This window comes from Streptomyces sp. NPDC058145 (assembly GCF_042884245.1).
Lineage (GTDB): Bacteria > Actinomycetota > Actinomycetes > Streptomycetales > Streptomycetaceae > Streptomyces.
Genome location: NZ_JBHVUH010000006.1, coordinates 203,951 through 215,802, shown reverse-complemented (window position 1 = coordinate 215,802; position 11,852 = coordinate 203,951). Strand labels below are relative to the sequence as shown.

The window sequence follows — 11,852 nt, the reverse complement described above, 5'->3', positions numbered from 1 at the left end:
GGGTGCGCTTAAGGAAGGGATCGGGGACGGTTAAAGGTCGAGACCAATCCGTGGTCCGGTGCGAACGGAGCGTCAGCGGGCGCCCGCCGGCCGCCGGCGTCCGCGCACGCTCCCCCGGTGCCCCCGGCCGGCCGGCTTCCGTGCGTCCAGCTGGAACCAGATCCGCACCTCGGTCCCGCCCAGCACCGAGGAGCCGATGCGCACGTCACCGCCGGTGGACTCGGCGAGGCGGCGCACGATGTCCAGGCCGAGCCCGGTCGAGCCCGCGCTGCCCGAGCCGCGGCCGCGGGCCATCGCCGCGTCGGGGTCGGGTATTCCGGGGCCCGCGTCGGAGATCAGCACGATCACCGCGTCCTCCGCGTTGTGCACGTCGACCGCGAAGGCGGTGCCCTCGGTGGTGTGCCGGAAGACGTTGCCGAGCAGCGCGTCGAGGGCGGCGGCCAGATCGGGGCGGGCCACGGGTATGCGCACCGGCCGCTCGACCCCGGCCACCCGCCATTTGCGGCCCTCGTCCTCGGCGAGCGCGGACCAGAACTCCATGCGCTCGCGCACCACTTCGGCCGCGTCGCAGCCGGCGCCCGGACCGGCGGCCACCGTCTGCGGCTTGGCCTGCCGGGCGGTGCGGATGATGGTGTCGACCTCTCCCTCCAGCTGGGCGACGGCCGCCCGGGTCTGCTCGGCGGCGGGCCCGGCGCCGAGGGAGGCCGCGTTCAGCCGGAGCACGGTCAGCGGGGTGCGCAGCCGGTGCGACAGGTCGGCCGCCAGCTCGCGCTCGTTGGCCAGCAGTTGTACGACCTGGTCGGCCATGGAGTTGAACGCGACCGCCGCGAGCCGCAGTTCGCTCGGCCCCTCCTCCGGCACCCGGGCCCCCAGCTTGCCCTCGCCCAGCTCGTGCGCGCTCTCGACCAGCCGTTGCGCGGGCCGCACCATGCGCACCCCGAGCCGGTCGGCGACCGCGACCGAGCCGATGATCAGCGCGAGGCCGACCGCCGCGAGCACCGCCCAGGCCGTACCGACGCCGTTGCTCATCTCGGACTCGGGCACGTACACCTCGACGACCGCGATCGCGCCGGAGCCGAGCGCGACCGGCTGCAGCAGCGCGGAGCCGCCGGAGACGGAGGTGGTGGAGGCGCGGCCCAGTTTCCGTACGGCCGCGATGTCCTTGCCGGCGGCGCGCTGCCGGCCGAGGTCGAGCGCTCTCCCGCCGCCGTCGGCGGGCAGATGCACGGCCATCCCGGAGTCGGCGCCGGCGGAGGCCACCACCCGTTCCAGCTTGTCCCGGTCGGTGGTGATGGACAGCGCGGGGGCGACCGCGGCGGCCTCCCGCTCGGCGTTGGAGAACGCCCGGTCGCGGGCCATCTCCTTCACGACCAGCCCGAGCGGTACGGCGAAGGCGACCACGACCATGGTGGTGACCGCGAGGCACACCTTGACCAGAGCCCATCTCATCGCGCCGGCTCCCCTCCCCCGGGCGGCTCCAGCTTCACGCCGACACCCCGGAGGGTGTGCAGATAGCGCGGCCGGGCCGCGGTCTCCCCCAGCTTGCGGCGCAGCCAGGACAGATGGACGTCGATCGTCTGGTCGTCGCCGTAGGACTGCTGCCAGACCTCGGCGAGGAGTTCCCTGCGAGCCACGACGACACCGGGGCGGCCGGCGAGGAAGGCGAGCAGGTCGAACTCGCGACGGGTCAGGTCGAGCCGGGCGCCGTCCAGTTCGGCCTGGCGGCGCAGCGGATCGACGGTGAGGCCGCCGACCCGCAGGACGCTGGAGGGCGGTGCCTCCCCGCCGGTGACCCGGGCCCGGCGCAGCACGGCCGCCATGCGGGCCGACAGGTGCTCGACCGAGAACGGCTTGGTCAGGTAGTCGTCCGCTCCCGCGTTGAGCAGCCGGACGATCTCCGCCTCGTCGTCGCGCGCGGTCGCGATGATGACGGGCACGTCCGTGATGCCGCGCAGCATTTTCAGGGCCTCGGAGCCGTCCAGGTCGGGCAGTCCGAGGTCCAGGATGACCACGTCGAAACGGAGATGGGCGACCTCGCGCAGCGCCTCCAGTGCCGTACCGACGCTGCGCACGGTGTGTGAGGCGTCGGTCAGGTGCCGGATGAGCGCCGAGCGTACGAACTGGTCGTCCTCGACCACGAGCACACTTGCCATGCGCCGCACCGTACGCCATGCGGCCAACGCCGGTGCCCCACCTGTGGATAACCCGGGGCGAGTGCGCATCCCGGTGTCCCTGGGGCAGTATGGCCCGCGATGCGCAGAGGACTCGTACACGTACTGGCCTGGCTGCTCGCCACGGGCGCGGCGGTCACGCTGTCGTGGTGGGGTGTGCACACGGTCATGGCCGGCACGGCGTACGACCCGCCGCGTGCCCTGCCGATCACGGCGGCCGACACCACCACGCAGCGCTCGAAGCCGGTGGGTTCGCCGACCGCCCGGCCGCCCCGGCCGAGGAGCCCGTCGGCCGAGCCGCCGGGCCGTACGCCCTCCCGGACCCCGTCCCGCACCACCGGTCCCTCCCCGACCGCCTCCGCCGGCCCCACCGCACCCGGCCGGGTCAAGGCCTACGACACCGACGGCGGCCGGGCGGTCTTCGACCTGGGCACGGCCGACGCGACGCTCGTCTCGGCGACCCCGGGCACCGGCTGGTCGATGCAGGTGTGGAAGACGGAGAGCTGGATCCGGGTGGAGTTCAGCCGGGACGCCGACCGGGTGTCGGTGTTCTGCACCTGGCACGACGGCCCGCCGCGCGTCGAAGTGGGCACGTACTGACGGCCCGTGAGGAAAGCGGTCAGTGGAAGGCCGAGGGCGGCGGGGCCGGGGAGGCCACCGCCGCCTCGTCCGTGACGGGGACGGCGCCGCCGGTGAAGTCGGTGAGCGGCTTGCCGTGTTCGACCCGGGCGGGGTGCGGGTCGGAGGCGGCGCGGCGGGTGAGTTCGGCGAGCGGCAGCGGCAGCGCTGAGGCGGCCAGGATGGCGTTGCCGAAGCGCTTGCCGCGCAGTACGGCCGGGTCGGCGATCAGCGCGAGTTCCGGGAAGCGGGCGGCGGCGGTGGCTATCTGGCCGCGCAGGTGGGCGAGCGGCGGGCCGTCGGCGAGGTTGGCGGCGTAGACGCCGGAGGGCTTCAGGGCCCGGCGGACCTCGTCCAGGAACTCGGTGGAGGTGAGGTGGGCGGGGGTCCGGGCGCCGCTGAAGACATCGGCGATGATCAGGTCGGCCCAGCCGTCCGGGACCTTGGCCAGGCCCTCGCGGGCGTCCGTCGACCGCACCCGTATCCGCGCGTTCGGATCCAACGGCAGCTCTCGCCGTACCAGTTGGACGAGGGCCGCGTCCCGCTCGACGACCTGCTGAGTGGAGCGCGGCCGGGTGGCGGCGACGTAGCGGGCGAGCGTGAGGGCGCCACCGCCCAGATGCACGGCCTGCACCGGCCGGCCGGGTGGCGCGGCGAGGTCGATGACATGACCGATCCGGCGCTGGTACTCGAAGGAGAGGTACGCGGGGTCGTCCAGGTCCACGTGCGACTGGGGTGCCCCGTCGATCAGCAGCGTACGGGCGCGGGGGCGGTCGGGGTCGGGTACGAGCTGCGCGAGCCCGCCGTCGACGGTTTCCGTGACGGCCTGCGCGTCGGCCGGCCTGCGCCGGTTGTTCCTGGACCTGCCCATCGGTCCATTTTCGCAGGCGCCCCGGGCGGGTGCGTCACCGGCAGTTGTCGGCCGCCTCGATCATCCGGGCCGCCTCCCCGAGGGCCCGGCGCAGCACCGCGGGGTCGGTCGCGAGGTCGGCCTCGCCGGGCGGCAGCAGCCAGTCCGAGCCCTCCACCGGTGGCTCGGGGTTGAGTCTGAGTCCGCGCCCCTCGGTCTCCGTGCAGGTGCTGCCCGGCACGTCCCAGCAGGCGGCGGTGCCGGCGGGGACCAGGAAGCCGAGGGTGTCGCAGCCGTCGTCGTGCAGGACGGGACCCACCGTCGCCGGCGCGCCGCGCCTCAGGATGTCGACGGCCTCCAGCCCCTGCCGGGTCGGCACCGTCACGAGGTCGCAGGTCGCGTCAGCCTCCGTCGCGGACGGTGGCGCGCCCGGTGTACAGGGATCGTTGCTCTGGCTGGTCTCCATGCCGGCCTCCACCACGCTGCACGTTTGCGGTCCGTGGAGTCAAACGCGCGAGGGCGTCAACGGCTACGGCACAAGTGCGCCGCAAAGGATGGCAGTTCATGGCAGATCGTGGATGAGATATCCGTTTTGTAGCTAAACACTGCGTGGTGGGTCCGACACAGCGGGTACGTTCTTGCTCGCCGGAACCAGGGTGTCACACGGACAACTCAGCCCGAATCCACGTTGGATCCGGCATGGTTCGACGGTTCGCACGAGAGGACCCGGCCATGGCGTCGTCAACGGAGACCTCGTCACAGCCCGAACGGCCCGCACGGCCGAACCTCGCCTTCCGGCAGCTGCGCGGCCGGCACTCACCGGCCGAGTTCGCGGCGCTGGTGCGGCGGGCCGCGCGCGAGATCGGCGAGCGGGTGAGCTGTGACGCGCGCTACGTCGGCAGGGTGGAGGCGGGTGAGATCCGCTGCCCGAACTACGCGTACGAACGGGTGTTCCTGCACATGTTCCCCGACCGCACGCTCACCGACCTCGGCTTCGCGCCGCGCTCGTCCGTCCGCGGGCGCGCGGCGCGTACGGCCTCCGGGGCACCCCCGGCGTTCGGTACCACTGAGACGCGAGGGGCCCACGAGCCGTATGACACGCAGGACCCGTACGACCCGCACGAGAACGACCCCCTGAACCACGAGGAGAGCGACGTGCTGCGTCGCGCATTCATGACCGGCGGAGGCGCCACGGTGGCCGCCGCCACGCTGGGCCCGCTGGGGCTCACCATCGAAGCCACGGCGGCGGTCCGTCCGCCGCGCCGCGTCGGCACCCCCGAGGCGGCCGCCCTCGAGGAGGCCGTCCGCCGCATCCGGCTGCTCGACGACCGGCACGGCGCGGACGGCCTGTACCAGCGCGCGGCCGCACCGCTGCGCGCCGCGTACGCGCTTCTGGACGCCGGCGCGACCCGGCAGACGACCGCCGAGCGACTGCACTCGGGCGCCGGTGAACTGGCCATCTCAGTGGGCTGGCTGGCCCATGACTCCGGCCGCTTCGACGACGCCCGCTCGCACTACGCCGAAGCGCTGGCCACCGCCCGGATGACCGGTGACCCGGCCCTGGAGGCGCACGCCTTCTGCAACACCGCGTTCCTGGCCCGCGACGCCGGCCGTCCCCGGGAGGCGGTACGCGCCGCGCAGGCCGCGCGACGCGCCGCCGCTCCCCTGGGCTCGCCCCGGCTGATGTCCCTGCTCGCGCTGCGCGAGGCGGGCGGCTGGGCGGGACTCGCCGACCGCACGGGCTGCGAACAGGCACTGGCCCGGGCGCAGGCCCTCTTCGAGCGGGGCCACTCGGACGCCGACCCCGAGTGGATGAGCTTCTACGGAGAGGCCGAGCTGGAGGGCCTGGAGGCGCAGTGCTGGTCGACGCTGGGCGACTGGCGGCGCGCGTCCCGGCACGCCCGCCGGGCGGCCCACCTCCAGAACCCCCACTTCACCCGCAACATCGCCCTCTACACCGCCGAACTGGCCGACGACCTGGCCCGTGAGGGCCGCCCCGACGAGGCGGCGGCGGCCGGCCTGCGCGTCCTGGACCTGCTCACCCAGGTCCAGTCCTCCCGCATCCAGACCATGCTGGCGGGCACGGCCCGGGTCCTGCTCCCGCACCGCCGCGCCTCAGGCGTCTCCGACTTCCTGGACCGCCACGCCTCAACCCCCCGAGCGGGCCGGGGGTAGGCCCACTGCCCGCAGCCGACGGCGGCCGAGCCGCCCCAGCCACGGGCATGCGTGCCTTTCCCAGTGACTCAAGGGCCCGGGCCCTCCAGGGCGGCACGGGTGGGCGATGGGGACCCCCCGCTCGAGCGAAGCCGAGAGCGGGGGAGGCACCCCGCAAGCGCGGGCAAGCGAAACGCCCATGCCCGGCAGCAGCACCGGGCGTCCGGTCACCCCGCCAGATGCCCCGAGTCGTTCCAGCTCTCGATGGCCGGCTCCCCGTAAGCCCACCCCAGCACGGACAGCGAGGTCGGATTGAGCCGTATCCGCCCCGCGAAGGCCAGCGGCAGCCCCAACCACCGCGCCCCGATGGACCGCAGAATGTGCCCGTGCGCGAACACCAGCACATCCCGGTCCGCCGACCGCGCCCACGCCACCACCTCGTCCGCGCGCGCGGTGACCTCCGCGAGGCTCTCCCCCTCGGGCACCCCGTCCCGCCAGATCAGCCACCCGGGCCGGCCGGCCTGGATCTCGGCGGGGGTCATGCCCTCGTAGGCGCCGTAGTCCCATTCCATGAGCGTGTCCCAGGCGGCCGCGCGCTCACCGAACCCGGCCAGTTCACACGTCTCACGCGCGCGTACCAGCGGGCTGGTCCGCACCTCGGCGGCCGGCAGCCCGTCCAGCGGAGCGCGGTGCAGCCGCTCGCCGAGCAGCTTGGCCCCGCGCCGCCCCTCCTCGAGGAGGGGTACGTCGGTCCTGCCGGTGTGCTTGCCGGACAGCGACCACTCCGTCTGTCCGTGCCGGGCCAGCAGGATGCGCGGTGCCATGGGAGACCTTTCGGGGACATGTTGAACAGATCTTGGTCATCTCGAACAGAAGACGCGGTACTCCCATCATCGCTCAGCCCGAACACGGGCAACCCGGCGGGCGATGACGGCGTCTTTGAGGGCTGAAGCGCCCGCATGGCCGGGATGTGGACACCGTAAAGTGGCACGGTCGCCGCCGTGGCGCGCCGCAGCAGAAGGGGGAGGGCGATCGGATGCCGCAGACCGACACACCGGGCACCGAGGTGACCCAGCGGGCCCGGCTGCGGTGGTGGACCGAGCTGCCCCTGATCCTGCTGGTCTACGGCTGCTACTCGGCCGGCCGCCTGCTCGCCCGGGGCGACGTCTCCTCCGCCGTCGATCACGGCCTGGCGCTCCTGCGCCTCGAGAAGGCCCTGTACCTGAACGCCGAGCACCCGCTCAACCGGCTGTTCACGAGCGAGCCGTGGCTCGGCATACCGGCGGACTTCTGGTACGCCTCACTGCACTACGTCGTCACGCCGGCCATCCTCGTCTGGCTGTTCCGGGCCCGTACCGAGCACTACCGGGCGGCCCGGACCTGGCTGATGGCGTCCACGTTCATCGGCCTCATCGGCTTCACCCTGCTGCCCACCTGCCCGCCCCGGCTGCTCTCCCCGGGCTACGGCTTCGTCGACACGATGGCCCACTACAGCTCGTACGGCTGGTGGGGCGGCGAGGCCAGTGCGCCGCGCGGCATGGGCGGCATGACCAACCAGTACGCGGCGATGCCCAGTCTGCATGTCGGCTGGGCCCTGTGGTGCGGGGTCATGCTGTGGCGGTACGGCGGCACGCGCCTCGCCAAGGTCCTCGCCGTCGCCTATCCGCTGCTGACCGCGCTCGTGGTCATGGGCACCGCCAACCACTACTTCCTCGACGCGCTCGCGGGCGTGGCCGTGATGGGCGTGGGCCTGCTGCTGGCGCCGCGGTTGATGCGGGCCACCGACCTGCTCCGGGCCCGCCTCGGCGCCCGGGCACCGAGGGCCGCCACGGCCGCCGGTTCCCCGATTGTCAGTGGCGGATGCCAGACTTCCGCGGGTGAGCGAATTCCACGGCAACGCGAGTCGCAGCTCGCTTCCGCGGCCGAACCGGACGCCTCCCCCAGCGAGGCGGGAGAAGGGGCTCCGGCAGCGGCTCGCTGAGCTGCGCGGTCCCGACGTACCGGCCAAGGCCCTGGACGCGCGCGCCCTCGCGGCGCTGGCCGCGAACCCGGGGTGCCGCAGGCGGGCGATCCTGGACGGCGCCGGGGTGGACAAGGCGGCGCTGGCGGACAGGCTGGGCGCGCCGTCCGGGTTCGGGCAGTCGCAGTTCGCGCTGACCCGGGGCAACGCGTTCGAGGCGAAGGTGAAGGCCGACGGCGGCGCGGAACTGCTGCGGCTGGTCCACTCGCGGCTCGACCCGGGCGCCGAGCCGCCCGCGAAGGCCTCGGTTCCCGACCTCTCCGCGCACGGCCCCGAGGGGCGTACGGCCCGTACGGCGCTGGCGCTGCGTGAGGCCGTGGACGCGGGCGGCTGGACGCTGCTGGACCACCCGATGCTGGCGCTGGACGTGGCGGGCTCGCTCGCGTTCCTGGAACCGGACGCGGTGGTGGTGCACCCGGACGGGAGCTGGACGGTCGTGGAGATCAAGTCCTTCCCGATGCTGGACGGCTCGGCCGACCCGGCGAAGGTCGGCGCCGCCGCCCGGCAGTCGGCGGTGTACGTGCTGGCCCTGGAGGACGTCGCCGCCCGGCTCGACCCGGCCCCGCGGGTGCGGCACCGGGTGCTGCTGGTCTGCCCCAGGGACTTCTCCAACCTGCCCACCGCCTCCGCCGTCGACGTGCGCAAGCAGCGCGCGGTCACCGCCCGTCAGCTGGCCCGGCTCACCCGCGTCGAGGACATCGCCGGCACCCTGCCCGAGGGCACCTGCTTCGCTCCCGACCGGCCCGCCGAGGAGCTGACGGCAGCCGTCGAGTCGGTCCCGGCCGCGTACGCGCCCGAGTGCCTGTCCGCCTGCGAACTGGCCTTCCACTGCCGTGGCCGCTCCCGCGCGGACGGCGCCGTGACCAGCCTCGGCCGCCCGCTCCGGGCCGAACTCGGCGGTCTGTCCACGGTGGAGGACGTCCTCTCAACGGCTCGCGGCGAGAGCGGCGATCCGGACGACCCGGCGGTCGCGGCCCTGCGCCGGGCGGCCGCCCTGCGCGCGGAGGCGCTCGCCCAGGCGGCCGGCCGGGAGGTGGCGGCCCCGTGTCGCTGATCGCCACCCTGGCCCGCCTCGAGGCCGTCAGCACCGGCCGCGCCCAGCCGGCGGCGACCGTCCGCCACCGCAGGCTGTCCGACCGCCCCCTGGTGTTCGTGCCGCTCACCACCGCCGGTGAGGCCGGTGCCCCGCTGGGCGCGCTGGTCGGCACGGAGCGGGACGCGCCGCGGCTGCTGGTCGTGCCGCAGCCCCGCGACCGCGACCTGCGCTTCGCGTTCCTCGCCGAACTGGCCGACGTGGTCCTGCCGTACCTCGACTCCTACGCGCGGGACGTCGAGGCGGCCGAGCGCACGGAGACCGACCCGGAGACCGGCAAGCGGGTCAAGGTCGAGGTCGAGCTGTGCGCCGACGCGCCCCAGCTGATCGTGCCCAGCCGGGCGGGCCTGGACTTCGTACGGCTGCTGGGCCGTTCCATGCGGTTCCGCCGTACCGCCGAACAGGACCCGGAGGCGCCCCACCCGGCGCCGCCCCGGGTCCCCCTGCTCGGCCGCTGGCTGACCCACTACGGGGAGCGGGCCCGGGTCCCCGGCTCCTCCCTGCTGCTGGCGCTCACCGACGTGCTGTCCCGGCACTGGGCGACCGGCCAGTCCAGCCTGGAGGACCAGCACCTGGGCGCCCTGCTCGCCTGGATCGACCCTCCCCCGCCATCGGCTTCGCCCGAGCAGGGCGCCCCCCAGCGGGCACGCACCGGCGCGGAGGCCGCGCAGTGGGCCGAGCTGGCCCGGGACGACGAGGGACAGCTCCGGTGCCCGCCGGCCGGTCCGGCCACCGATCCCGCGTTCGACAACAAGCTGCTGGCCCCGGCCATCGAGCGCTACGACCGGGCCCGTACCGCCCTCGCCGCCGCCGAGGACGCCGTGCAGGCGGACGACCGGCTGGCCGCGCTCTCCGCGACCGAACAGCATGTGCGCGATCTGGTGGAGAGCCGCGTCCGGCCCACCTGGGACTCCGTATGGCAGGGCCTGGACCTGCTGCGGGCGCTGCCGGAGGGCGCGCACGTCGAGGAGCGGTGGACGCGGGACCGCTGGTCGTTCACCGGCCACCGCGACCGGGTCCTGGCCGGCGAGCCCCCGCAGCCGCGCCTGGACGACGCGGTGACCGCGGCGAACAAGCTGGCCACGCGCGAGCGCGAGCAGGCCCGGCTGGAGGCCCAGGAGGCGCTGGACGATCCGCTGGTTATGGCCGGGCGGCGGCTGGCCGGGGAGGCGTTCGCGGGCGAGGTCACCGACGCCGTCATGGCGTACAGCGAGGGCAAGCGGCCCAGCCCGCGCCCGCTGGTGACGGTCCGCACGGACGACCGGCCGCATCTGGCGGAACGCGCGAAGGTGTACCGCTCGCTGGGCGGCAAGCCGCAGGCGGCGGAGTTCGTCGGGTACGAGGGCGCCCCGGAGGACGGTGTGCTCGTCCTGCGGATCGTGGACAAGATGGGCCGGGGCAAGAAGCCCGAGCCGGGCTCGGTGCCGGAGAAGGGCGACGCGGTCTGCTTCACGCTCTTCGAGCACGAGCAGCGCGGCGGCGCGAAGCTGCCCGACCCGGAGGAGACCCCGTGGACGCACGGCGGACCGCCGGGCGAGACGGTCCCCGAGGCGCCCGACACCGTGACCGTGGAGGACGTGCTGTGACGACCGTCGACTTCGACCCCGGAGCAGCGGCGACACGCGCCACGGAGGCGATCCTCCACGACACCCTGCACGGCACCGCGCGGGGCGTGGTCGTCGACTCCCCGCCGGGCGCCGGCAAGTCCACCCTGGTGGTGCGCGCGGCCCTCGAACTCGCCGCCGCCGGGCGCCCGCTGATGGTGGTCGCGCAGACCAACGCCCAGGTGGACGACCTGGTGCTGCGTCTCGCCGAGAAGGATCCGGACCTGCCCGTGGGCCGCCTGCACAGCAGCGACGCCGACCCGTACGACAAGGCGCTGGACGACCTGCCGCAGGTCCGCACGTCGGCGAAGGCGGCCGATCTGAACGGCCTCCCGGTCGTCGTCTCCACAGCCGCGAAGTGGGCGCACGTCAAGGTGGACGAGCCGTGGCGGCACGCGATCGTGGACGAGGCGTACCAGATGCGCTCGGACTCGCTGCTGGCCGTCGCCGGCCTCTTCGAGCGGGCGCTGTTCGTCGGCGACCCGGGGCAGCTCGACCCGTTCTCGATCGTGGGCAGCGAGCAGTGGGCGGGCCTGTCGTACGACCCGTCGGCCTCGGCGGTCACCACTCTGCTGGCCCACAACCCGGAGCTTCCGCAGCACCGCCTGCCGGTGTCCTGGCGGCTGCCGGCGTCGGCGGCCCCGCTGGTCTCGGACGCCTTCTACCCGTACACCCCGTTCCGCAGCGGCACGGGCCACGGCGACCGCCGGCTGACCTTCGCGGTCCCCTCCGACGGTTCCGGTCCCGACCGGGTGATCAACGAGGCGGCCGCGTCCGGCTGGGGCCTGCTCGAACTGCCCGCCCGTCACACCCCGCGCACGGACCCGGAGGCGGTACGGGCGGTGGCGGCGGTCGTACGGCGCCTGCTGGACCGGGGCGGCGCCGCCGTCTCCGAACGCTCACCGGACGCGACCCCGCTGACCGCCGACCGCATCGCCGTCGGCACGGCCCACCGCGACCAGGCCGCGGCGGTCCGCTCGGCCCTGGCCGACCTCGGCGTGCCGGACGTCACGGTCGACACGGCCAACCGCCTCCAGGGCCGCGAGTACGACGTCACCGTCGTCCTCCACCCGCTCTCCGGCCGCCCCGACGCCACGGCCTTCCACCTGGAGACGGGCCGCCTGTGCGTGCTGGCCTCCCGCCACCGCCACGCCTGCGTCGTGGTGTGCCGCGCGGGCGTCGGCGACCTCCTGGACGACTACCCGTCCACGGAACCGGTCCAGCTGGGCACGCTGGTGAAGTTTCCCGACGGGTGGGAGGCGAACCACGCGGTACTGGCCCACCTGGCCGAACACCGGGTGCCGTGGCGCCCGTGACCGCACCTCGGTCCACCACACCCAAC

General features: G+C 74.5%; 11 protein-coding genes. 6 read left to right on the top strand and 5 right to left on the bottom strand.

Annotated features, from left to right (window positions below; all coding sequences use genetic code 11):
• Nucleotides 1-72: 72 nt before the first annotated feature.
• Together ACFVVO_RS15750 and ACFVVO_RS15745 are read right to left on the bottom strand one after the other, a co-directional pair.
• Entirely contained in the window at nucleotides 73-1,449 is a 1,377-nt protein-coding gene (locus tag ACFVVO_RS15750) for a sensor histidine kinase (RefSeq protein WP_390055210.1), read from the bottom strand.
• Nucleotides 1,446-2,153 carry a response regulator transcription factor gene (locus ACFVVO_RS15745; RefSeq protein WP_390055208.1) on the bottom strand — a complete coding sequence of 236 codons (708 nt, stop codon included), beginning with the start codon at nucleotides 2,151-2,153 and terminating at the stop codon, nucleotides 1,446-1,448. Before ACFVVO_RS15745 ends, ACFVVO_RS15750 begins: the two co-directional genes overlap by 4 nt.
• 99 nt (nucleotides 2,154-2,252) lie before the next feature.
• Here ACFVVO_RS15745 and ACFVVO_RS15740 point away from each other — a divergent pair, with 99 nt between their 5' ends.
• Nucleotides 2,253-2,771 (top strand): hypothetical protein, encoded by a 519-nt coding sequence (locus tag ACFVVO_RS15740; RefSeq protein WP_390055206.1) that lies wholly within the window; start codon nucleotides 2,253-2,255, stop codon nucleotides 2,769-2,771.
• A 19-nt stretch (nucleotides 2,772-2,790) separates the two neighbouring features.
• Here ACFVVO_RS15740 and ACFVVO_RS15735 read toward each other — a convergent pair whose 3' ends face one another.
• Complete coding sequence (locus ACFVVO_RS15735) at nucleotides 2,791-3,660, bottom strand: spermidine synthase (protein ID WP_390055204.1); 870 nt, start codon at nucleotides 3,658-3,660, stop codon at nucleotides 2,791-2,793.
• Nucleotides 3,661-3,694: 34 nt separating this feature from the next.
• Nucleotides 3,695-4,105, bottom strand: coding sequence for a hypothetical protein (locus tag ACFVVO_RS15730; RefSeq protein WP_390055203.1), 411 nt, complete (start codon nucleotides 4,103-4,105; stop codon nucleotides 3,695-3,697).
• A 266-nt stretch (nucleotides 4,106-4,371) separates the two neighbouring features.
• Here ACFVVO_RS15730 and ACFVVO_RS15725 point away from each other — a divergent pair, with 266 nt between their 5' ends.
• Nucleotides 4,372-5,814, top strand: a complete 1,443-nt coding sequence (locus tag ACFVVO_RS15725) for a hypothetical protein (protein ID WP_390055201.1) — start codon at nucleotides 4,372-4,374, stop codon at nucleotides 5,812-5,814.
• Nucleotides 5,815-6,020: 206 nt separating this feature from the next.
• Here ACFVVO_RS15725 and ACFVVO_RS15720 read toward each other — a convergent pair whose 3' ends face one another.
• Nucleotides 6,021-6,617 carry a histidine phosphatase family protein gene (locus ACFVVO_RS15720; protein ID WP_390055199.1) on the bottom strand — a complete coding sequence of 199 codons (597 nt, stop codon included), beginning with the start codon at nucleotides 6,615-6,617 and terminating at the stop codon, nucleotides 6,021-6,023.
• Between the two features lie 212 nt (nucleotides 6,618-6,829).
• Between ACFVVO_RS15720 and ACFVVO_RS15715 the strand changes: the two genes are divergently transcribed.
• Genes ACFVVO_RS15715 through ACFVVO_RS15700 form a run of 4 tightly spaced genes read left to right on the top strand, consistent with a single transcriptional unit; the run spans nucleotide 6,830 to nucleotide 11,826 of the window.
• Nucleotides 6,830-7,774 carry a phosphatase PAP2 family protein gene (locus ACFVVO_RS15715; RefSeq protein ID WP_390055197.1) on the top strand — a complete coding sequence of 315 codons (945 nt, stop codon included), beginning with the start codon at nucleotides 6,830-6,832 and terminating at the stop codon, nucleotides 7,772-7,774.
• Nucleotide 7,775: 1 nt separating this feature from the next.
• Nucleotides 7,776-8,867: a hypothetical protein gene (locus ACFVVO_RS15710; protein ID WP_390055592.1), complete on the top strand. Its 1,092-nt coding sequence runs from the start codon at nucleotides 7,776-7,778 to the stop codon at nucleotides 8,865-8,867.
• Nucleotides 8,858-10,492 (top strand): hypothetical protein, encoded by a 1,635-nt coding sequence (locus tag ACFVVO_RS15705; protein ID WP_390055195.1) that lies wholly within the window; start codon nucleotides 8,858-8,860, stop codon nucleotides 10,490-10,492. Before ACFVVO_RS15710 ends, ACFVVO_RS15705 begins: the two co-directional genes overlap by 10 nt.
• The gene (locus ACFVVO_RS15700; protein WP_390055193.1) at nucleotides 10,489-11,826 is read left to right on the top strand and encodes an AAA domain-containing protein; all 1,338 of its coding nucleotides are present in this window, start codon (nucleotides 10,489-10,491) and stop codon (nucleotides 11,824-11,826) included. The genes ACFVVO_RS15705 and ACFVVO_RS15700 overlap by 4 nt, the downstream gene beginning before the upstream one ends.
• The last annotated feature ends 26 nt before the right edge of the window (nucleotides 11,827-11,852 follow it).